Below are 21540 nucleotides of genomic sequence, written 5' to 3' on the forward strand. Positions count from 1 at the left end.
CCGGAAGACAAGGGTACGGAAGCGTCGAGCGAGCGACTGCGATGAGCGGTGGCGACGTGCATGAAGGCTAGAAAGACCGGGCCCATCGTGAGCACGAGACACGAGAACAAGCACAGGACAATGTGATGCAAGAACATGATGTAGACCGAATGATTGCCTTCCGGCAAGAGCTCCACCGACACCCCGAGCTTTCCTGCGAGGAGCGGCAGACCGCACGCCGTATCGCGAGCATGCTGCGTGAACTCGGCGTCGACGAGGTCCATGAAGCCATCGGCGGTCATGGCATCGTGGCCGTCATCGACGGCCAGCAGCCAGGAGCGAGCGTCGCCCTGAGGGCCGACATCGATGCCCTGCCCCTCCAGGAGGCCACCGGACTGGCCCATGGTTCGACCCATGCCAATGTCATGCATGCCTGCGGCCATGACGGCCATACTGCCATGCTGATGGGCGCAGCCCTTGAGCTGGTACAGTCACGCCCGCCCCGAGGCCGTGTGGTGCTTATCTTCCAGCCAGCGGAGGAACTCGGCACCGGTGCCCCCGCCATGCTGGAAGACGGGCTCCTCGAGCGCTTTCCCGTGCAGGCGGTCTTCGGCCTTCACAACTGGCCGGGCGTAGAGGCAGGCGCCTTCGTCATTCACGATGTGCCGCACATGGCTTCCAGCGATGACTTCGACGTGTGCTTCCACTCAGAGGGTGGCCATGGCGCCATGCCACACCTGACCACCGACCCGGTCGTCGCCGCCGGGCTGTTCGTCACCGCCATCCAACAGATCGTCAGCCGCAACGTCGACCCCGAGGATATTGCCGTGGTCAGCCTCGGCAGCCTGCAGAGCGGGCATGCCAGCAACATCATTCCCGCCACGGCGCGTCTGAAGGGCACGGCCCGCTGCTTCAAGCCCGGTGTCCGCCACCGGCTCGAAAGGCGGATTCGCGAGATCGCAGAGGGCATCGCCCGGGCCAGCGGCTGCGACGTGACGCTGGACTATGTGCCCTCGACCCCCGCGGTGGTCAACGATGCCGACTGCGCCAGGCTATGCCGGGAGGTCGTCGAGACGCACTGGGGACGCGACCGGCTGGTCGCGCACCCCATCAGCATGGGCGCCGATGACATGGGCTTCCTGCTCGAGGCGGTGCCCGGCGCCTACGGCTGGATCGGCAACGGCAAGGGCGACACGGCTCCCGCCCTGCATCAGCCGGACTACGACTTCAACGACGACATTCTCGCCCGCGGCAGCGACTTTCTCGCCGGCGTGGCCCGGCGCTTCCTGGATGAGCGTCACCAATAACCCACCAACATAACCACCACTCGACACCGAGGCCTGGCATGAGCGATCTCGAAAGAACAACGACACTCGAGGCGGCACCCCGGCGGACCATGACGTTTCCGCACATCTTCGTGGTGCTGTTCACCTTCATCTGCATCGCCGCGCTTTCGACCTACCTGGTCGATGCGGGCAGCTACGAGCGCACCACCACCGACCAGGGGCAGACCGTGGTCGTACCGGGCAGCTACGCCCTGGTGGAAACCGACAAGGCCGACTGGCTGACGCCGTTCATGGCGGTATTCGAGGGCATGCGCGAGGGCAGCAGCATCATCTTCTTCATCTTCATCTCCGGCGGGGCCTTCGGCGTGCTCAAGGCCACCGGCGTGCTGCAGACGCTGGTGGCCAGCGTCAGCCAGGCGCTGTCGGGGCGTGATATCGTCCTGATCCCCTTGCTGATGCTGCTGTTTGCCGCCGGCGGCGCCACCTTCGGCCTGGCCGAGGAAACGATTGCCTTCATCATCATTCTGGCCCCGATGCTGCGCCTGCTGGGCTACGATTCCATCACCGCAGCCGCCGTGCCCCTGGTCGGGGCCGGAGCCGGCTTTTCGGCCGCCTTCATGAACCCCTTCACCGTCGGCGTGGCCCAGGATATCGCCCAGCTGCCGATCTTCTCCGGCATGACGCTGCGCGCCTGCTACTGGACCGTCTTCGTCGGCGTCAGCATCGCCTTCGTGACGCGCTATGCGGCCAGGGTCAAGGCCCGCCCCGAGCACAGTCCGGTCTACCGCAGCGACCGCCGCCAGTTCGGCCACTCCGAACCATTGCCGGGAAGCCAACGACTGAGCCTGTCGGACAAGCTGGTGCTGACGGCTTTCGTCGGCGCGATCGTCGCCATCGCCTACGGGGTCATCCGCCACGGCTGGTACATCGGCGAGATGTCGGGCGTCTTCCTGCTGATGGGCATTCTGGTCGGCGCGCTGGCGCGCATGGGACCCAACGAGATTGCCGAGCACTTCGTCAGCGGCATCAAGGAGATTGCCATGGGCGCCCTGGTGGTGGGCTTCGCCTACGGCATCCTGATCGTGCTCAAGGATGGCAGCATCCTGGATACCATCCTGCACCGACTGGAAGCACTGCTGGGCGACATGCCAGCGGTGTTGACCGCCATCAGCATGTTCGTCGTGCAACTGCTGCTGAACTTCCTGGTGCCCTCGGGCAGCGGGCAGGCGGCTCTGACCATGCCGCTCATGGTACCGCTGGCCGACCTGGTGGGCGTGACTCGCCAGACCGCGGTGCTTGCCTTCCAGCTTGGCGATGGCATCTCCAACATCATCACCCCCACTTCCGGCTACTTCATGGCAGGCCTGGCCGTGGCCGGCGTGTCGTGGAGCAAATGGATCAAGTGGATACTTCCTCTCCTGTGCCTCCAACTGCTGCTGGCCTGCGGCATGGTCACCCTGGCCCATCTCCTCTCCTGGTCTTGAAAGGAATCTTCCCATGACGATCAAGCGCATCACCCTGCATGGCATCCGCCTGCCGCTCAAACGCCCCTTCAAGATTGCCTACGACACCTATGAGGACATCGAGAGCCTGGTGATCGGCATCGAGTCGACCAGCGGCCACACCGGCTGGGGCGAGGCCGTGGTCGACCAGCACGTCTCCGGGGAAACCTGGCAATCGGCGCGCCGCATCATCGCCGATGAGCTGGCCCCCCTGCTGATCGGCAAACCCGCCGAAGACATCGGCGCCTTTCACCGTGCCGCCGAAGCACGCGTCCGCCACAATCCCTCAGCCAAGGCAGCGCTGGACATCGCCCTCCACGACCTGCTGGCCCGGCAGTGTCGACGGCCGCTGCATGCGCTGCTCGGCGGGCGCTGCCACGAGCGACTCGAGCTGCCCTGCGTGATCAGCATGCTGTCGCCCGAGGAGATGGCACGCCAGGCCGACGACGCCTGCCGGCAAGGCTACCGCTCGATCAAGATCAAGCTGGGCGACACCCCGGAAGCCGACATCGAGCGCATCGCCAGGGTACGGGAAGCCCTGGCGCCCGGCGTGGCCCTGAGGGTGGATGCCAACCAGGGCTGGAGCGCCAAGCAGGCGCTGCAGGTGATTCGCCACGCCGAGCCCTACGGCGTGGAATGGTTCGAGCAGCCGGTATTCATCGAGAGTCTCGAGTCCCTGGCCCGGGTCAGCCACGCCACGGAGGCGGTGATCATGGCCGACGAACCGATTCACGGACTACGCGACATGCTTCGGGTCATCCGCCTCGAGGCGGCCGACATGGTCAACATCAAGCTGATGAAGTCCGCCGGCCTGCATGAGGCCCGCACCATGGCCGAACTGGGCATGGCGGCCGACATTCCCTGCCAGGTGGGCTCGATGGTGGAGTCTTCCATCGCCACCCTGGCCGGTGCCCATCTGGCCATCGCCCATCCCAACATCGTCGCCAATGACCTGGTCGGCCCGGCGATGCTCGCGAGTGACGTGGCCGAGATGCCCGGCGACGACACGCACATTGCGCTCGACGAGTCGGCGGGGCTCGGTATCGACATCGACCGCGACCGCGTGCGCGAGCTCAGCGCCTTCGAGGACGACATCGACTGACGTCGTGGGCGAAGGTCTTGCCGCTGGAAGAGCCCGCCGCAAGCAGACACGCGAAGCGGGCTCACGCGATGCCGCTCGCGCCACAGCAATGCAGAAATCGCTGGGCAACACCCATAAAAAAGCCGGCCGCGGCGAGCCGCGGCCGGCAAGTCGAGGGGAACCTTCCCCATCAGTGCTCGAGTCGCTGGCGCCCTTCAGGGCGCCAGGGTCATCCATACGCTCTTGAGATCGGAATACTCCTCCAGCGAGTGATGCGACTTGTCGCGGCCGTTGCCTGACTGCTTGACGCCGCCGAAGGGCACCGTCTGGTCCATGTCCGCCCAGTTGTTGACGAACACCTGCCCCGAGCGCAGTCGGCGCGTGACGCGCATGATGCGGTCGATGTCCTGGCTCCACAGCCCCGCCGCCAAGCCGTAGTCGCTGTCGTTGGCCAGCCGCACCGCCTCGTCCTCGCTGTCGAAGCCGAACACCGACAGCACCGGGCCGAAGATCTCCTCGCGGCCGATGGCCATGGCGTCGGTGACGCCGTCGAACACCGTCGGCGGAATAAACAGCCCGGGACCGTCCAGCGCCTTTCCACCTGAACGCAGGGTCGCGCCCTCCTCCACGCCGCGGCGGATATAGTCGAGCACCCGCTCGTACTGGGCCTGATCGACCATCGCGCCCATGAAGCTGTTCGGGTCCAGCGGGTCGCCGGGCTGCATGCGTTCGGCGGCGGCCAGCACCTTGTCGACGAAGGCCTCGCGAATGCTGTTCTCGACCAGCAGCCGCGAGCCGGCGATACACACCTCGCCCTGGTTGTGGAAGATCGCCCCGGCGGCGTGCTCGGCGACCCTGTCGAGATCCTTGCAGTCGGCGAACACCAGGTTCGGGCTCTTGCCGCCGCACTCCAGGAACACCTTCTTGAGGTTCGACTGGCCGGCGTACTGCATCAGCTGCTTGCCGACCCCGGTGGAGCCGGTGAAGGCCAGGCAATCGACGTCCATCGACAGCGCCAGCGCCTTGCCCACGGTGTGGCCGAAGCCCGGCAGCACCTGGAACACACCGCGCGGCAGGCCGGCCTCGCGGGCCAGGCTGGCCAGGCGCAGCGCCGACAGCGGCGACTTCTCCGAGGGCTTGAGGATCACGCTGTTGCCGGCGGCCAGCGCCGGGGCGATCTTCCAGGCGGTCATCATCAGCGGGAAGTTCCACGGCACGATGGAGGCCACCACCCCCAGCGGCTCGCGCAGCACCAGGCCCAGGGCGTCGTTGCCGGTGGGCGCGACCTCGCCGTAGAGCTTGTCGATCGACTCGGCGTGGTGGCGCAGGCAGCCGATGGCGCCGGCCATGTCGCCCAGCGAACTGCCCACCGGCTTGCCCATGTCCAGGGTGTCGAGCAGCGCCAGCTCGTGCTGGTGGGCCTCCATCAGCTCGGCGAGGCGCAGCAGCACGGCCTTGCGCTGGCCCGGGGCCCGGCGCGACCACTCGCCGCCCTCGAAGGCGCGCCGGGCGGCCGCCACCGCCGCCTCGGCGTCGGCGACGTCGCAGCTCGCCACCTCGGCGAGCGTCTCGCCGGTGGCCGGATTGATCGTGGTCAGGGTCGCGCCGTCGGCAGCGTCGACGAAGGCGTCGTCGATATAGGCGCGGGTCTCGAGGCCTTGCTCGACCAGCGAGGCGGCCAGCGCCTGCCAGTCGGCGCGGGTCGTCGGGGCGGGGCTCATGCGCGAATCTCCTCTCGTGGGGCGGTGCCGGTCACCACATGCTCGGACAGGCGCCGTGCGGTCTCGTCGAGCGCCTGGCGGGCCAGGCGCACCAGCTCGTCGATCTCTTCGTGGGTGATCACCAGGGGCGGAGAGATGATCATGGTATCGCCCACCGAGCGCATCACCAATCCGGCCTCGAAGCACAGGTCGCGGCACAGGTTGCCGGCGGACAGCGACTTGTCGAAGCGCGTGCCGGCGGCCTTGTCGGCGACCAGTTCCAGGGCGCCCATCAGACCCAGCGAGCGCGCCTCGCCGACGATGGGATGCTCGGCAAGCTCCGCCCAGCGCCGGGCCAGGTAGGGCCCCAGGTCCTCGCGCACGCGATCCACCACGCCCTCGGCCTCGAGCAGCTCCAGGTTCCTGAGCGCCACGGCGGCACAGGTAGGATGCCCCGAGTAGGTGAAGCCGTGGAAGAACTCGCCGCCCTCGTCGATCAGGGTGTCGGCCACCCGGTCGCCGACCAGCACGCCGCCGATCGGCAGATACCCCGACGAGAGACCCTTGGCGATCGGCATCAAGTCCGGCTCGAGGCTGAAGTGCTGGCTGCCGAACCACTCGCCGAGGCGGCCGAAGCCACAGATCACCTCATCGGCGACCAGCAGGATGTCGTACTTGGCCAGCACCTCTTTCACCGCCGGCCAGTAGCTTGCCGGAGGCATGATGGCGCCGCCGGCGCCCTGCACTGGTTCGGCGATGAAGGCGGCGACGTTCTCCTCGCCGAGCTCGAGAATCTTGTCTTCCAGCGCCGCGGCGCACTGGCGGCCGAAGGCCTCCGGCGACAGCTCGCGCCCCCGCCCTTCACCAAACCAGTAGGGCTGCGCCACGTGGGCGATCTCGGGCACGCAGGGCCCACCCTGGTCATGCATGGGCGCCATGCCGCCGAGGCTCATGCCGGCCACGGTGGAACCGTGATAGCCGTTCTCGCGACCGATGATCCAGCGCTTGCCGGGACGGCCCTTGAGCGCCCAGTAGCGGCGCACCATGCGCAGTACCGTATCGTTGGCCTCGGAGCCCGAGCCGGTGAAGAAGACATGATTGACGTGTGCCGGGGCGAGCTCGCAGAGCTTCTCGGCCAGCTTGAGCGCCGGCGGATGGGTCGTCTTGAAGAAGGTGTTGTAGTAGGGCAGCTGCTCGAGCTGGGCCGTCGCCGCCTCCACCAGCTCCCGGCGGCCGTAGCCCAGGTTCACGCACCACAGCCCCGCCATGCCGTCGAGGATTCGATGCCCTTCGCTGTCATGGATGTAGACGCCCTCGGCGTGAGTAACGACGCGGCTGCCCTCCTCGCCCAGCGCCTTGAAGTCGGTGAACGGATGAAGGTGATGGGCACGGTCGCGGGCCTGGTATTGCGGTGTCTGCATGATGATTCTCCTTGATGACACGCCAGTCGGGGCGCGGCCGATCAGGCCGGGGTCGCAGTCGAGGCACCGACGCGCGCATGGTCGCGGCAGGACTCGGCGAAGCCGCGGAAGATGGCGTCGTAGAGCGGATGCTCACGGGGCTGCCACTCGGGATGCCACTGCACGGCCAGGGTGAAGCTCGGCGCGTCGGTCACCGAGATGGCCTCGACCAGGCCGTCCGGGGCCTGGGCCTCGGCGGTCAGCCCCTCGCCGAGGCGGTCGATGCCCTGCTGGTGCAAGGAGTTGACCCGCGACACGGGCTCGGCATACAGCGCCGCCAGGCGCCCGCCGGGGCGGATCGACAGTTCGTGAACCGGGGCGTACTGTGCCGCCCGCTCGCCCGCCGGCTCTCGGTGGTCGAGCATGCCGGGCACGGCCTGCACCGCCTGGTGGAGGCTGCCGCCGAAGGCCACGTTGAGCTCCTGGAAACCGCGGCAGATGCCCAGCAGCGGCAGGCCGAGATCCAGCGCCGCCGGCACCCAGGCCATGGCGGCGGCATCGCGATGGCGATCGTCGCGGGTATTCTCGGGGGCACGCTCGGCCCCGTAGCGGCCCGGCTCCACGTTGGTATAGCTGCCGGTCAGCACCAGGCCGTCCAGACGCGACAGCAGCGGCGTCACGCCGGCGGCGTCGAGGTCATCCCAGACCGGCAGGATGATCGGCTCGAGCCCATAGTCGCGCAGGGCGCTCAGGTACTTGTCGGTGACCATATGGGCGGGATGCCCCTCCACCTCGCGGCGACAGGCGATCACTCCCACCAGGGGTCGGCTCTGCATGGCAGCCTCCTCAAACGGCATGACAGGGAAGTTGTTATGGTTTGCTCAACATAGCGCGGTTGATTAATCTTGCCAACCCACCAAAGGCGTAGACGCCGCCAAGATCAATTCAATTTACTGTTTTTAAACAAATAAACCTCAAAAACCCTCGCCTTTAGGCGATCCGGAACGCCCATCAAACCGTAAAAGATTTGACAACAAATACGAACACCCCCAATGATGACAGCCATGCCAACGTCCGAAGGAAACAGGTGTCATCATGCCCTCTCACCCCGCCGACGAAGCCCGTGATTTCCTGGCGCGTCATCCCGACGTCGCCAGCATCGACCTGCTGATCAGCGACCTCAACGGCGTGATGCGCGGCAAGCGCATCCCCCGCGACAATCTGGAAAAGGCCTACGAGAACGGCGTCAACCTGCCGGCCTCGGTGTTCGCCCTGGACATCCTCGGCAACACGGTGGAGGCGACCGGCCTGGGGCTGGACACCGGCGACGGCGACCGGGTCTGCCGCCCCGTGCCGGGCTCCCTGATGACGACGCCCTGGCTGCGCCAGGGACGTCAGGCCCAGTTGCTGATGACCATGGAAGACAGCGACGGTGGCCCCTATCCCGTCGATCCACGCCAGCTACTCGCCGGGGTGCTCGAACGCCTGCGACGCGGCGGCCACAATCCGGTGATCGCGGTGGAGCTGGAGTTCTACCTGGTCGACCGTGCACGGGATGCGCTGGGCATGGCTCAGCCGCCCTGTTCGCCGGCCAGCGGCGAGCGCGCCACCCACAGCCAGCTCTACTCGATCAGCGAGCTCGACGAGTACGCGGACTTCCTCGAAGACATCCACAGTGCGGCCGAGGCTCAGGCCCTGCCGCTGGATACCGCCTTGAAGGAGTGCGCTCCGGGGCAGTTCGAGATCAACCTGATCCACTGCGACGACGCCCTGGCGGCCTGCGACAGCGCCGTGCTGCTCAAGCGTCTGATCAAGGGCGTCGCCCTGCAGCACGGCTTCGAGGCCACTTTCATGGCCAAGCCCTATGGCGACGAGGCAGGCAACGGCACCCATGTGCATATCAGCCTGCTCGACGAGAGCGGCCGCAACGTCTTCGCCGCCGAGGACGGCGACCCGCTGGGCACCCCGGCGCTCAAGCATGCGGTGGCCGGGCTGCTGGAAACGATGCCCGCCTCCATGGCGCTGTTCGCCCCCAACCTCAACTCCTTCCGCCGCTTCCAGCCGGGGCTCTACGTGCCCATGGCACCGACCTGGGGCTTCGACAACCGCTCGGTGGCGGTGCGCATTCCCTCCGGCCCCAACGTTGCGCGGCGCCTCGAGCACCGCGTCGCCGGCGCCGATGCCAACCCCTATCTGCTGGTGGCCACCCTGCTGGCGGCCATCGACCACGGGCTGCGCCAGCAGTTGACGCCCCCGGCGGCGATCACCGGCAACGCCTACGATCAGGTCGCCCCCAGCCTGACCAACAGCTGGAGCCAGGCCCTGACCCTGCTGGAAGACAGCGACGCGCTCACCGAGGCCCTGGGCCCTGAGTTCCTGCGCGTCTTCCTCGCCAACCGCCGCGCCGAGCGCGACCAGGCCATGCAGGCGGTGAGCAAGCTGGAGTACGACTGGTATCTGCGCCACGTCTAGGCCGTGACCGCAGCCCCGGGTCGGCCCGACGCCGCTCCGGGGACATCGACGCCGTCCTCCGTCTGGCCATCCGCCAGACCCCATAAAGTGAACATCGACCGCGGGAGGCCCATGGGCTTCCCCAGGGCCCCGTCGTGCCCCGCCGGGGTCGCCAACAACAATCCACGCCCCAAGGCCCCTGGGCCGGCCGCACCTCACAACACCACCAACGGAGGTCGCCATGAGTGCTCCCCAACCCTCGCCACACCCCTTCTCGCCCTCGCTGCCCGCCCGCGATGGCACCGGCCGCACCCTGCTGCTGGTGCTCGCCGTGCTGGCCACGGTCGGCGGCCTGACGCTGACCCACGAGCCGGGCAGCGACTACGGCTGGGCCAGCCTGGTGCCGTCGCTGATCGTGCTGGTCATCGCCATCGCCACCCATCGCACCCTGGAAGCACTGGCCATCGGCGCGCTGTCCGGGCTGATCATGCTCCAGCCGGAGGACTTCGTCGGCGAGCTGGCCGACATCTCGCTGTCGGTGATGATGAACGAGACCATCGCCTGGCTGATCCTGGTCTGCGGCCTGATGGGCGGCTTCATCGCCATGCTCGAGAAGTCCGGCTGCACCCTGAGCTTCAGCCACTTCATGACTCGGCTGGTCAAGACCCGTCGCCAGTCGCTGCTCAGCACCGCCGCGCTGGGCGTGCTGATCTTCATCGACGACTACCTCAACGCCCTGGCCACCTCGGCGGCCATGAAGCGCCTCACCGATCGCTTCGGCGTCTCACGCGAGAAGCTGGCCTACATCGTCGACTCCACCGCGGCGCCGATCTGCATCCTGGTGCCGATCTCCACCTGGGCGGTGTACTTCGCCGAACTGCTGGAGACCAACGGCGCCACCGAGGGCCCGGGCATGGGCCTCTACATCGCCTCGATCCCCTTCATGCTCTATGGCTGGGTGGCCATGGGCCTGGTGCTGCTGGTCGCCAGCGGCAAGCTGCCCGACCTGGGACCGATGAAGGCCGCCGAAGCTCGCGCCCGAGCCGGCCAGCCGATCCCCGACGGCGCCCCTGACGCGGCGCTGGACGACACGACGCCGACCCAGTCGCCGTGGCGCGGCGTGTTCAACTTCATAGCACCCATGGCGGTGCTGATCGGCGCCAGTGCCTACTTCGAGATCGACCTGCTGAAAGGCGTGATGGTCGCCACCCTGTTCACCCTGGTGCTCTATCTCGTCCAGCGCCTGGCCACCTTCGCCAGCCTGATGGACGGCATCATGGACGGCTTTCGCACCATGATGCTGCCGCTGGCCATCGTCGCCGTGGGCTTCGTGCTGCGCGAGGTCAACGACCAGCTGGGCATGACCCAGTTCATGATCGATGCCCTCGGCCCCTACCTGACGCCGGCGCTGCTGCCCGCCCTGGTGTTCGTCTCCATGGCCGTGGTGGTGTTCGCCACTGGCTCCTCCTGGGGCGTGTTCGTGATCTCGATCCCCATCGTGGTGCCCATGGCCCAGCACATGGACGCGCCGATGCCGCTGGTGGTGGGCGCCCTGCTGTCGGCGTCGAGCTTCGGCAGCCATGCCTGCTTCTTCTCCGACTCCTCGGTGCTGTCCTCCCAGGGCAGCGGCTGCCTGCCGATGCAGCACGGCCTGACCCAGTTCCCCTACGCGCTGCTCGGCGCCCTGGTCACCGCCACCGGCTTCCTGGCACTGGGCTACGCCCTGACCTGAGCCCGCTCCAGAGCCTCGTCTCTCCCGTTGCGCGGCGCCTCGGCGCCGCGCCTTTTTCGGGTTCTTCACGGATTGGCATGAATGCCATTGTGGGAGCGCAGCTCCGCTGCGCGATATCGCCCGAGGGGCGATCCTCAGTGGCACCCAGCGTGCCTGACAGTGCCCCTCTTGCAGCAAGGCTGAACGCTCACCATGCCGTGCTAGACCATGCAGCCCGAGCCGGGATCATGATGGATGCGCTAACGCTAATCCCGCAATATCCCTCCAGGACAGCCACTGCCCGGTGAAAAGCACCAAACGGTCATTCAGGCAAGAGCGCCTCGACCCCCTCCACCTCGCCGCAGCGATCCGGCGTATAGCCCGGCAGCTCGGACACCGCCGCCTGAAAGGCCTCGCCGGCCAGCACCTGGCACAGTGACTTGAGCTTCGGCTCGGCCAGGCTGCGCCGGTGGCAGACCAGCAGATAGTCCTCCAGCGCCAGCGGCACGAAGTCGAGTCCGAAGCGCCGCGCCGCCGCCTCGACCCCGAAGCCCGCATCCGCCATCCCGGCGGCGACATAGGCCGCCACCGCCGAATGGGTATATTCCTCCAGTTCGTAGCCACGGATCCGCTTCGTCGAGAGCCCGGCATCCGTGAGCAGCCCGTCCAGCAGCGCCCGGGTGCCGGACGCCGCCTGGCGGTTGATGAAGCGGACCTCGTCCCGCACCAGGTCCGCCAGGCTTCTCACGCCCAGCGGATTGTCCGGTGCCACCATCAGGCCCTGGCGACGGGTGATGAAGCGCAGGATGCGATAGCTCCGCGGCTTCAGCAGGTCGCGATACTCCCGGCTCACCCGCCGACCGACCTCGCCATGTGGCAGGTGGAAGCCGGCCAGGTCGCAGGCTCCGCGATGCAGCGCCGCCAGGGCCTCGCGGGGGCTGCAGTACTGCAGGTCGAGGCGCAGCTCGTCGAGGTGTTCCGGCAGCAGCTCGACGGCATAGCCATGGCTGGCATGCAGCCTCAGCACCGGCATGACACCCTCCAGGGTCTGCTGGATGGCCAGGTTGAGCTCCGATCCCAGGCTCTCCAGCTGTGGGCCGAGCCGTGCGATCACCCGCTGTTCGGCCCACAGCAGCTTCTCGCCCAGCGGCGAGAGTCGCGCTCCCTTGCCCCGCTCCAGATCGACCAGCGCGATGCCGAAGAACTCCCCCCACTTGTTGAGCAGGTTCCAGGCATGGCGATAGGAGATGCCGACGGTCTCGGCGGCCCGGGTGAGCTTGCCGTGCCGGTGCACCGCCTCGAGCAGGCCGAACAGCTTGGGATCGAGCTGGTTGCCGGCCTCGTCGCTGAAGTACCAGGCCGGCGTGATGCGGATACGCTTCATGTGAAGAAAGTTTCATATTTTGCCATCGAGATACCAATGCTAGCTTTATACGCACCGTGACGCACGCCCCTTCCATAATATGAACAAGCGTGCATAACCAGCCAGCACTACAACGAACCAGGGGGACTCGATGAGCGATTCCCGTGAGTGGACGCCCCAGGCGATCCAGGCCGAGATCGACGCCCTGAAGCACAAGCCCGGCGCCCTGCTGCCGATCCTGCACGCCATCCAGGACCGTCTCGGCTTCGTGCCCGAGGGAGCGGTGCCGATCATCGCCGAGTCGCTGGGCCAGACCCGCGCCGAAGTGCACGGGGTGATCAGCTTCTACCACCACTTCCGGACCTCGCCGCCGGGTCGCCACGTGGTTCAGGTCTGCCGCGCCGAGGCCTGCCAGTCGGTGGGCGCACGCGCCCTGGAAGCCCACGCCAAGGCCAGCCTCGGCGTCGACTTTCACCAGACCACGGCGGATCGCGACATCACCCTCGAGGCGGTCTACTGCCTGGGCAACTGCGCCTGCGGCCCCTCGATTCGCGTCGATGACGAGGTTCGAGGCCGGATCACGCCAGAGGCCTTCGACGCCCTGGTCGACGAACTGCGCACCCAGCCCCTGGAGGTGATCGGATGAGCGTCCGCGTCTTCGTTCCCTGCGACACTACCGCCCTCTCCCTGGGCGCCGACGCCGTGGCCAGGCGCCTGGAGCGCGAGGCCGAGAGCCGCGGCCTGGCGCTGACCGTGGTGCGCAACGGCTCCCGTGGCCTGGCCTGGCTGGAGCCGCTGGTCGAGGTCGAGACCCCGGCCGGCCGGGTCGCCTTCGGGCCGGTCACGCCCGGCGACGTGCCGGCGCTGCTCGACGCCGGCCTGCTCGAGGGCCGCGACACCCACCCGCTGGCCCTGGGTCCCACCAAGGCGATCCCCTACCTGGAGCGCCAGCAGCGTCTGACCTTCGCCCGCATCGGCGTCACCGACCCGCTGTCGATCGCCGACTACCTGGCGCACGACGGCTTTCGCGGCCTGGAGGCGGCGCTGACCCGCGAGCCCCAGGACATCGTCGAGGAGGTCAAGGCCTCCGGGCTGCGCGGTCGCGGTGGTGCGGCCTTCCCCACCGGCATCAAGTGGCAGACGGTGCTCGATGCTCCGGCGGACCAGAAGTACATCGTCTGCAACGCCGACGAGGGCGACTCCGGTACCTTCGCCGATCGCTTGGCGATGGAATGCGATCCCTACATGCTGATCGAGGGCATGGCCATCGCCGGGCTCGCGGTCAACGCCACCCAGGGCTACATCTACCTGCGCTCCGAGTACCCGCTGGCCAAGCGGATCCTCGATGCCGCCATCGTCCGCGCCGAAGCGGCCGGCTATCTCGGCGACGACATCCGCGGCAGCGGCCGTGCCTTCCACCTGGAGGTGCGCCTGGGTGCCGGCGCCTACATCTGCGGCGAGGAGACCTCGCTGCTGGAAAGCCTCGAGGGCAAGCGCGGCCTGGTGCGGTTCAAGCCGCCGCTGCCGGCCATCGAGGGACTGTTCGGGCGCCCCACCGTGGTCAACAACGTGCTGTCGCTGGCCGCCGTGCCCTTCATCCTCGCCGAGGGCGCCGAGGCCTACGCCGGTCACGGCATGGGCCGCTCCCGCGGCACCCTGGCGCTGCAGCTGGCCGGCAACGTCAAGCGTGGTGGCCTGGTGGAGCTTTCCTTCGGCACCACGCTGCGCACGCTGATGGAAGAGTTCGGCGGCGGCACCGCCAGCGGCCGGCCGCTGCGCGCGGTGCAGGTCGGCGGCCCACTGTGCGCCTACCTGCCCGAGAGCCAGTGGGACATGCCGCTGGACTACGAGACCTTCGCCGAGGTCGGCGCCGGCGTCGGCCACGGCGGCGTGGTGATGTTCGACGACAGCGTCGACATGGCCGAGCAGGCCCGCTTCTCGATGGAATTCTGCAAGGTGGAGTCCTGCGGCAAGTGCACGCCCTGCCGCATCGGCTCGACCCGCGGCGTGGAGGTCATCGATCGCATCCGGGCAGGCCGTGACCGCGACGCCAACCTCGCGCTGCTCGGCGAGCTGTGCGAGACCATGGAAGACGGTTCGCTGTGCGCCATGGGCGGCATGACGCCCTTCCCGGTGCAGAGCGCCTTGAAACACTTCCCCGACGACTTCCAGCGCGCGCCGGAAGGAGACCGCTCATGATTCAGCACTTCGATCCCCGCCAGCACGACAGGGACCTCGGTACTCCGCCGCCCTCCCCGGCCGCCGACGCGGCACCGGTGAGCGTCGAGATCGACGGCGTGGCCATCAGCGTGCCGGAAGGTACCTCGGTGCTGCGCGCCGCGGCCCTGGCCAACATCAACATTCCCAAGCTGTGCGCCACCGACAATCTGGAAGCCTTCGGCTCCTGCCGGCTGTGCGCCGTCCAGGTCGAGGGCCGGCGCGGCACGCCGGCGGCCTGCACCACGCCGGTGGCCGAGGGCATGAAGGTCACTACCCAGAACGACCGCCTGGCCCGGCTGCGCCGCAACATCATGGAGCTCTACATCTCCGACCACCCGCTGGACTGCCTGACCTGCCCGGCCAACGGCGACTGCGAGCTGCAGGACATGGCCGGCGCGGTAGGCCTACGCGAGGTGCGCTACGGCTTCGAGGGCGAGAACCACCTGGCCGCCGAGACCGACCACTCCAACCCCTACTTCAGCTTCGATCCCAGCAAGTGCATCGTCTGCTCGCGCTGCGTGCGGGCCTGCGAGGAGGTGCAGGGCACCTTCGCGCTGACCATCGACGGCCGCGGCTTCGACTCCAAGGTCTCTGCCGGCCAGGACGAGGCCTTCATGGACTCCGAGTGCGTGTCCTGCGGCGCCTGCGTCCAGGCCTGTCCGACCTCGACGCTGATGGAGAAGAGCGTCATCGATGCCGGCCAGCCCGAGCACAGCGTGGTCACCACCTGCGCCTACTGCGGCGTGGGCTGTTCCTTCGAGGCCCAGATGAAGGGCGACCAGCTGGTACGCATGGTGCCCTACAAGGGCGGCGACGCGAACCACGGCCACTCCTGCGTCAAGGGCCGCTTCGCCTTCGGCTACGCGACCCATCCGGACCGCATCACCACGCCGATGATCCGCGAGTCCATCGACCAGCCCTGGCGCCCGGTCGAATGGGACGAGGCGATCGCCTTCGCCGCCAGGCGCCTCACGGCGATCCAGGACCAGCACGGCCGCGAGAGCATCGGCGGCATCACCTCCTCGCGCTGCACCAACGAGGAGACCTACCTGGTGCAGAAGCTGATCCGCGCTGCCTTCGGCAACAACAACACCGATACCTGCGCACGGGTCTGCCACTCACCCACCGGCTACGGACTGAAGACCACCCTGGGCGAGTCCGCCGGCACCCAGACCTTCGACTCGGTGATGCAGGCCGACGCCATCATCGTGATCGGCGCCAACCCCACCGACGCCCACCCGGTGTTCGGCTCGCTGATGCGCAAGCGTCTGCGCCAGGGCGCCTCGCTGATCGTCGCCGACCCGCGGCGCATCGACCTGCTCAAGACGCCGCACCTCGAGGACGCCCAGCACCTGCCGCTGCGCCCGGGCACCAACGTGGCGCTGGTCAACGCCCTGGCCCACGTGGTGGTCACCGAGGGCCTCGAGGATCACGACTTCATCGCCAAGCGCTGCGACACCGAAGCGTATCGCGCCTGGCGTGACTTCATCGCCGAGCAACGCCACTCCCCGGAGGCCAGCGAGGCGACTACCGGCGTGTCCGCCGAGGCGGTGCGCCGCGCCGCGCGCACCTACGCCACCGCCGGCAACGGCGCCATCTACTATGGCCTGGGCGTCACCGAGCACAGCCAGGGTTCGACCATGGTGATGGGCATCGCCAACCTGGCGCTGGCTACCGGCAACATCGGCCGCGAGGGCGTGGGCGTGAACCCGCTGCGCGGCCAGAACAACGTGCAGGGCTCCTGCGACATGGGCTCCTTCCCCCATGAGCTACCGGGCTACCAGCACGTCGCCGACGTCGCGGCCCGCGGTCGCTTCGAGGCCGCCTGGGGTGTGGCGCTCGACGACGAGCCGGGCCTGCGCATTCCCAACATGTTCGATGCCGCCATCGAGGGTACCTTCAAGGCGCTCTACGTGCAGGGCGAGGACATCGCCCAGTCCGATCCCAATACCCAGCACGTGGAAGCGGCGCTGTCCTCGCTGGAGTGCCTGATCGTCCAGGACATCTTCCTCAACGAGACCGCCAAGTATGCCCACGTGCTGCTGCCGGGCTCGAGCTTCCTGGAGAAAGACGGCACCTTCACCAACGCCGAGCGGCGCATCAACCGCGTGCGCAAGGTGATGCCGCCGCTGGCCGGCAAGGCCGACTGGGAAGTCACCGTCGACCTGGCCCGCGCGCTGGGCTATCCGATGGAGTACACGCACCCGTCCGAGATCATGGACGAGATCGCCCAGCTGACGCCGACCTTCGCCGGCGTCAGCTACGACAAGCTCGACGAGCGCGGCAGTCTCCAATGGCCCTGCAATGCCGAGCATCCCGACGGCACCCCGACCATGCACGAGGTCGACTTCCCGATCGGCAAAGGCCGCTTCGCGATCACCGAGTACGTGGCCACCGAGGAGCGTGCCAACCGTCGCTTCCCGCTGCTGCTGACCACCGGGAGGATCCTCTCCCAGTACAACGTCGGCGCCCAGACCCGACGCACCGACAACCAGGTGTGGCACGACGAGGACGTGATCGAGCTGCATCCCTCCGACGCCGAGGTACGCGGCATCAAGGACGGCGACTGGCTGGGCATCACCAGCCGGGCGGGCCAGACGGTACTGCGCGCGCGGCTCAGCGAGCGCATGCAGCCCGGCGTGGTCTACACCACCTTCCACCACCCGGGTAGCGGCGCCAACGTGATCACCACCGACAGCTCCGACTGGGCCACCAACTGCCCCGAGTACAAGGTGACTGCGGTTCAGGTGGAGAAGGTCAGCCGGCCCTCCGAATGGCAGCGCCGCTTCGACGAAGTCGACCGCCAGCAGCGCGAATACCTGGCCACGGCCCGGGAGGCGGCATCATGAACCGTCGCCCGGCGGCAAGCGTGGCTCTCCCCGTGGCGCATCATCGCGTCGAGGAGCACCGTGGCGCGTCGGGCTGGTATCGCGACGACGCCGAGGACGCCCTGGCCCTCGAAGTACCGGTGGCGCTGGTCTACAACGGCATCTCCCACGCGGTGATGATGGCCAGCCCCACCGACCTGGAGGACTTTGCCCTGGGCTTCAGCCTCACCGAGGGCATCATCGCGCACCCCCACGAGTGCTACGACCTGGAGCTGCAGGAAGACACTCGCGGGCTGACGGTGCAGCTGACGATCGCCAGCCAGCGCCAGGCGGAGCTCAAGCAACGCCGCCGCAGCCTCGCCGGACGCACCGGCTGCGGTCTGTGCGGCACCGAGGCGCTGGACCAGGCGATCCGTCCGATTCCGGCGGTGCGGGCGCCGGCGCTGACCGATGCCGCCATCCAGCGGGCCCTCGGGGAGCTGTCCGAGCACCAGGCGCTGCAGGCGGCCACCGGCGCCTGCCACGGCGCCGCCTGGTGCGACGCCGACGGGCGCATCCTGCGGGTGCGCGAGGACGTGGGCCGCCACAACGCCCTGGACAAGCTGATCGGCGCCCTGGCCCGCGAGGGCGGGCCAGGCGAGGACGGTTTCGCCCTGGTCTCGAGCCGGGCCAGCTACGAGATGGTGCACAAGAGCGCCAGCGCGGGCATCGGCGCCCTGGTGGCCGTCTCGGCGGCTACCGCGCTGGCGGTGGAGCAGGCCCGCGAGGCCGGCCTGCTGCTGGTCGGCTTCGCCCGCCCCGGCCGTCACCTGGTCTATCATCGCCCCGCCGGCACGGCGCCGGTTCGGGCTCACGGTTGAGGAGTCGAGTATGTCGCACGATCAAGGCCAGACACTGGTGCACATGGTCAACCAGATCGCCGCCAACCTGAGCGGCGGCCGCGAGACCACAGAGACCGTGGAAGGCGTCTGCACCCACCTGGAGAAGTTCTGGGCCCGGGCCATGAAACAACGCATCGTCGCCAGCCTCGACGAGCCCGACAGCGGCCTGACGCCGCTGGCTCGCCAGGCCGTGGAACGGCTGGCCGAGCGTCAGACCGCCAAGGCCGGCTGACGCCCCACGCGACGCCCGAACATCGCCAACCAAACGCGGAAGGGCCGACCCACGAGGGTCGGCCCTTCACGTTCTCAAGGAAACACGCAGACACGCCAATCTGCCATACCGGGATCCGTGCATGGAACACAACGCAGCCGATTAATCATTTGATTACTTAGCCGCCTCCCGTCGGAGTGGCAACATGCCATGGATTACATTAATCTGGCAGCCACTCCAAATAACATAAAAAGCTTATGAAACAGTCAAGCACAGGAATCGACAATACGAATCTTTATGCGCAATGGGACTTTACCGGGCAAGAATTCCCTCTTCCTGAAGGGGCCGGCTCTGGGTGCATAATGAGGACATCGCTGGCACACGGCGCCACGATCTATTACTCCGAATACAGGGTGATCAAGGATTGCACCCTGGAAATCCAATCCTCACAAGACGACCTGGGAGACCTGCTTTGCACTCTGGTCTTACTATCCGGAAAATTGACACTGGCAATGCCATCGGGATACATCCAGGAGCAAGACGCTGATCACTCGCTGATTTTTCGCGTATTCGAAGAGGGAACACGATTCCACCTGCCCGGCAATCAAGTCATCAGGCATCTTGGCGTGTCTATCCCCCTGGAGAGCCCTTGGCTGATAGAAGACGATATTCGCGCCTTGATTGCCCCCTTCCTGAAGGCAAGGGAAAGAGATCTCATCACTCAACTTCCCCTCGGAAAAACCACCAGACAGTGGGCAGCAGACCTTTTTCTGCATGCATCTGAGGCACCTTACCCCACGGTAGCACTGCATCGGGAAGGCCTCGCCAAATGTTACCTTTCCAGCCTGTTGCGAGACTATGACGCTTCAAGAAACCAGGCCTCAACGAGTATCGACGAGCCTTCGGAATGGGAATTGAAGACATATGAAGCAGCCTGCGAACACATCAGAACAAATCTGGGCAAGAGCCTGAACACCAGAGCAATGGCAAATAAGTTCGGTATCAGCCGCACCAGATTTAACGAATTATTCGTCATCCTCCAAGGCCAGTCTGCCAGCAGTTATATAAGACACCAAAAGCTCACAGAGGCAAAACGCCTTATCGAGTATGAAGGCGCACCGATCAAGGTGGCCGCCCATGCCGTTGGATACCATCATGTCAGCAATTTCACACGTGCGTATCGGCAATATTTCGGCGGAACACCATCCACGAGCCGTCATGGAAACATCAGCGAATTGTCAAGCTGACAGCAGAAGAAAAACCGACGCTTGAAATGATTCTTACCGGGCACACGCGGCACTTAAACGAGGGGTGACGCTTGACGAGGCCCATATATCTTACGAAATGATAACCTTTGGAGAAAATGATAACTGAGTAGTGTGGCCATTGGCAGCTCGACATGACTAACCTTGTCAACTTCAAAAGGAATAAAACACCACAAGGGATCGAGACGCCGCCATGAACCACACCTACCGTACCGTCTGGAATGCCGCCAGAGGCAACTGGCAGGCCGTGGGAGAAAACGTCCGCAGCACGGGAAAAAGCCCTGCCAGCTGCCGCTTAGCCCGCCCGTTCAGCTGGCCAGTTGGCGGCCTGATGCTGGTAACCCTCCCCGCGCTCGGCTCGGAGTTGCCCAGCGGCGGGCATATCGTTGGGGGTGCCGGCAATCTCGATCGCCAAGGCAACAGCCTTACCATTCGACAAGACAGCCAGAACCTGGCCATCGAGTGGGACGACTTTTCCATCGCGGAACATCACCGAGTAGACTTCGTTCAGCCCAACGCCGAGTCGTCCGCGCTTAACCGCGTGACCGGCGACAACGTTTCCGAGATCCGCGGCGCCCTCTCCGCCAACGGCCGAGTGTTCCTTATCAACCCCAACGGCATCTCGTTCTCCTCCACCGCCCGAGTGGATGTCGGCGCACTGGTGGCCTCCACGCTGGATATCTCCACCGAAGACTTCATGGCGGGGCGCTATACCTTCGAAGGCGGTAGCGGCAATGCAGTCATCAACCAAGGCAATATCACCGCCGCCGAGGGCGGCCATGTAGCGATGATCGCCGCCGAGATCATCAACACCGGCAGCATCGACACCCCGCGCGGCAACACTCTGATGGGCGCGGGCAGCCGGGTCACCCTCGATCTCGGCGGGCCGCTCAAGATCGAGGTGGAAGAAGCCGCACTGGAGACCCACATCGAACAGGGCGGGGCCATTCGCGCCGACGGCGGGCGAGTCTACCTCACCGCCCGCGCCGCCAATGACCTGGCCAGCAGCGTCATCAACCACACCGGCATTACCGAGGCCCGCACCCTCGCCAGCGGTGAGAATGGCGAAATCATGCTGATGGGCGATATGGACTCCGGCAGCGTGCAGGTGGCCGGTACGCTGGATGCATCGGCTCCCGCAGGCGGCGACGGCGGCTTTATTGAAACCTCCGCCGCCCGCGTTCAAGTAGCCGACGGCACTACCGTGACCACCCACGCTGGCAACGGCGACACCGGCACCTGGCTGATCGACCCCAAGGACTTCACCATCGCCGACAGTGGCGGCGACATGACAGGCCAAACGGTAAGTGACGCACTGGCCAGCAACGATTTCGAAATCGAAACCGCCACCATGGGCACGGACGGGGGAAATGGCGACATTCTGGTCAACGATGAGCTGAGCTGGAGCAGCGCCAACACCCTGACACTGAATGCCGAGCGCGATATCGAGATCAACCGTGAGGTGAGCATTACCGGTGGAGGGACTCTAGCGTTGCAGTATGGGCAGGACAGTCCAGCGTCGGGCAACACTGCCAGTTATTACGTCAATGCACCAGTCAACCTTGCCAGGAGTTATCGTCAAATCTGGTGGATGGCGGTCAGGCCGCATTCCTGTCTGATTGATCGGCTACCTGCTCTCCGTCCTGGAACTTGACGTTGCTG

Annotated in this window: 16 protein-coding genes; 12 read left to right on the forward strand and 4 right to left on the reverse strand. The window is 66.7% G+C overall.

Annotation, left to right across the window (positions count from 1 at the left end; all coding sequences use genetic code 11):
* The first annotated feature begins 125 nt into the window (after positions 1-125).
* The 3 genes from FHR96_RS19360 to FHR96_RS19370 are packed head-to-tail and all read left to right on the forward strand — an operon-like array spanning position 126 to position 3869.
* Positions 126-1286: a M20 metallopeptidase family protein gene (locus FHR96_RS19360; protein WP_183389369.1), complete on the forward strand. Its 1161-nt coding sequence runs from the start codon at positions 126-128 to the stop codon at positions 1284-1286.
* A 38-nt stretch (positions 1287-1324) separates the two neighbouring features.
* On the forward strand, positions 1325-2749 hold the full coding sequence (locus FHR96_RS19365; RefSeq protein ID WP_183389370.1) for a YfcC family protein: 1425 nt from the start codon (positions 1325-1327) through the stop codon (positions 2747-2749).
* A 13-nt stretch (positions 2750-2762) separates the two neighbouring features.
* Positions 2763-3869, forward strand: a complete 1107-nt coding sequence (locus FHR96_RS19370; protein WP_183389371.1) for a mandelate racemase/muconate lactonizing enzyme family protein — start codon at positions 2763-2765, stop codon at positions 3867-3869.
* 194 nt (positions 3870-4063) lie between these two features.
* On the opposite strand, the gene FHR96_RS19375 is transcribed toward FHR96_RS19370, so the two are convergent.
* The 3 genes from FHR96_RS19375 to FHR96_RS19385 are packed head-to-tail and all read right to left on the reverse strand — an operon-like array spanning position 4064 to position 7784.
* A complete protein-coding gene (locus FHR96_RS19375; RefSeq protein WP_183389372.1) occupies positions 4064-5569 on the reverse strand; it encodes an aldehyde dehydrogenase in 1506 nt (501 codons plus the stop codon).
* Entirely contained in the window at positions 5566-6969 is a 1404-nt protein-coding gene (locus tag FHR96_RS19380; RefSeq protein WP_183389373.1) for an aspartate aminotransferase family protein, read from the reverse strand. The genes FHR96_RS19375 and FHR96_RS19380 overlap by 4 nt, the downstream gene beginning before the upstream one ends.
* A 41-nt stretch (positions 6970-7010) precedes the next feature.
* A complete protein-coding gene (locus FHR96_RS19385) occupies positions 7011-7784 on the reverse strand; it encodes a gamma-glutamyl-gamma-aminobutyrate hydrolase family protein (RefSeq protein ID WP_183389374.1) in 774 nt (257 codons plus the stop codon).
* A 259-nt stretch (positions 7785-8043) separates the two neighbouring features.
* Between FHR96_RS19385 and FHR96_RS19390 the strand changes: the two genes are divergently transcribed.
* Positions 8044-9420, forward strand: coding sequence for a glutamine synthetase family protein (locus FHR96_RS19390; protein WP_183389375.1), 1377 nt, complete (start codon positions 8044-8046; stop codon positions 9418-9420).
* Between the two features lie 220 nt (positions 9421-9640).
* Complete coding sequence (locus FHR96_RS19395) at positions 9641-11131, forward strand: Na+/H+ antiporter NhaC family protein (RefSeq protein ID WP_183389376.1); 1491 nt, start codon at positions 9641-9643, stop codon at positions 11129-11131.
* Between the two features lie 301 nt (positions 11132-11432).
* On the opposite strand, the gene FHR96_RS19400 is transcribed toward FHR96_RS19395, so the two are convergent.
* Positions 11433-12494 carry a substrate-binding domain-containing protein gene (locus tag FHR96_RS19400; protein WP_183389377.1) on the reverse strand — a complete coding sequence of 354 codons (1062 nt, stop codon included), beginning with the start codon at positions 12492-12494 and terminating at the stop codon, positions 11433-11435.
* Between the two features lie 130 nt (positions 12495-12624).
* Here FHR96_RS19400 and FHR96_RS19405 point away from each other — a divergent pair, with 130 nt between their 5' ends.
* From FHR96_RS19405 to FHR96_RS19435, 7 genes are all read left to right on the forward strand, one after another.
* Entirely contained in the window at positions 12625-13119 is a 495-nt protein-coding gene (locus tag FHR96_RS19405; protein WP_183389378.1) for a formate dehydrogenase subunit gamma, read from the forward strand.
* Positions 13116-14672 carry a formate dehydrogenase beta subunit gene (locus FHR96_RS19410; RefSeq protein WP_183389379.1) on the forward strand — a complete coding sequence of 519 codons (1557 nt, stop codon included), beginning with the start codon at positions 13116-13118 and terminating at the stop codon, positions 14670-14672. The genes FHR96_RS19405 and FHR96_RS19410 overlap by 4 nt, the downstream gene beginning before the upstream one ends.
* Positions 14669-17542 (forward strand): formate dehydrogenase subunit alpha, encoded by a 2874-nt coding sequence (gene fdhF / locus FHR96_RS19415; protein WP_183389380.1) that lies wholly within the window; start codon positions 14669-14671, stop codon positions 17540-17542. The genes FHR96_RS19410 and fdhF overlap by 4 nt, the downstream gene beginning before the upstream one ends.
* Entirely contained in the window at positions 17539-18381 is an 843-nt protein-coding gene (gene fdhD, locus FHR96_RS19420; protein ID WP_183389381.1) for a formate dehydrogenase accessory sulfurtransferase FdhD, read from the forward strand. The genes fdhF and fdhD overlap by 4 nt, the downstream gene beginning before the upstream one ends.
* Before the next feature lie 10 nt (positions 18382-18391).
* Positions 18392-18634 carry a formate dehydrogenase subunit delta gene (locus FHR96_RS19425; RefSeq protein ID WP_183389382.1) on the forward strand — a complete coding sequence of 81 codons (243 nt, stop codon included), beginning with the start codon at positions 18392-18394 and terminating at the stop codon, positions 18632-18634.
* A gap of 236 nt (positions 18635-18870) precedes the next feature.
* Positions 18871-19860: a helix-turn-helix transcriptional regulator gene (locus FHR96_RS19430; RefSeq protein ID WP_183389383.1), complete on the forward strand. Its 990-nt coding sequence runs from the start codon at positions 18871-18873 to the stop codon at positions 19858-19860.
* Between the two features lie 211 nt (positions 19861-20071).
* Complete coding sequence (locus FHR96_RS19435; RefSeq protein WP_183389384.1) at positions 20072-21532, forward strand: two-partner secretion domain-containing protein; 1461 nt, start codon at positions 20072-20074, stop codon at positions 21530-21532.
* Positions 21533-21540: the final 8 nt, after the last annotated feature.

The sequence above is a fragment of the Halomonas organivorans genome (genome assembly GCF_014192055.1).
GTDB classification, from domain to species: Bacteria; Pseudomonadota; Gammaproteobacteria; order Pseudomonadales; family Halomonadaceae; genus Halomonas; species Halomonas organivorans.

Excerpts from the sequence above, each read along its gene's own strand:
- FHR96_RS19360 (WP_183389369.1), top strand. The coding sequence starts at position 126 with ATGCAAGAACATGATGTAGACCGAATGATTGCCTTCCGGCAAGAGCTC.
- FHR96_RS19365 (WP_183389370.1), top strand. The coding sequence starts at position 1,325 with ATGAGCGATCTCGAAAGAACAACGACACTCGAGGCGGCACCCCGGCGG.
- FHR96_RS19370 (WP_183389371.1), top strand. The coding sequence starts at position 2,763 with ATGACGATCAAGCGCATCACCCTGCATGGCATCCGCCTGCCGCTCAAA.
- FHR96_RS19375 (WP_183389372.1), bottom strand. The coding sequence starts at position 5,569 with ATGAGCCCCGCCCCGACGACCCGCGCCGACTGGCAGGCGCTGGCCGCC.
- FHR96_RS19380 (WP_183389373.1), bottom strand. The coding sequence starts at position 6,969 with ATGCAGACACCGCAATACCAGGCCCGCGACCGTGCCCATCACCTTCAT.
- FHR96_RS19385 (WP_183389374.1), bottom strand. The coding sequence starts at position 7,784 with ATGCAGAGCCGACCCCTGGTGGGAGTGATCGCCTGTCGCCGCGAGGTG.
- FHR96_RS19390 (WP_183389375.1), top strand. The coding sequence starts at position 8,044 with ATGCCCTCTCACCCCGCCGACGAAGCCCGTGATTTCCTGGCGCGTCAT.
- FHR96_RS19395 (WP_183389376.1), top strand. The coding sequence starts at position 9,641 with ATGAGTGCTCCCCAACCCTCGCCACACCCCTTCTCGCCCTCGCTGCCC.
- FHR96_RS19400 (WP_183389377.1), bottom strand. The coding sequence starts at position 12,494 with ATGAAGCGTATCCGCATCACGCCGGCCTGGTACTTCAGCGACGAGGCC.
- FHR96_RS19405 (WP_183389378.1), top strand. The coding sequence starts at position 12,625 with ATGAGCGATTCCCGTGAGTGGACGCCCCAGGCGATCCAGGCCGAGATC.
- FHR96_RS19410 (WP_183389379.1), top strand. The coding sequence starts at position 13,116 with ATGAGCGTCCGCGTCTTCGTTCCCTGCGACACTACCGCCCTCTCCCTG.
- fdhF (WP_183389380.1), top strand. The coding sequence starts at position 14,669 with ATGATTCAGCACTTCGATCCCCGCCAGCACGACAGGGACCTCGGTACT.
- fdhD (WP_183389381.1), top strand. The coding sequence starts at position 17,539 with ATGAACCGTCGCCCGGCGGCAAGCGTGGCTCTCCCCGTGGCGCATCAT.
- FHR96_RS19425 (WP_183389382.1), top strand. The coding sequence starts at position 18,392 with ATGTCGCACGATCAAGGCCAGACACTGGTGCACATGGTCAACCAGATC.
- FHR96_RS19430 (WP_183389383.1), top strand. The coding sequence starts at position 18,871 with ATGAAACAGTCAAGCACAGGAATCGACAATACGAATCTTTATGCGCAA.
- FHR96_RS19435 (WP_183389384.1), top strand. The coding sequence starts at position 20,072 with ATGAACCACACCTACCGTACCGTCTGGAATGCCGCCAGAGGCAACTGG.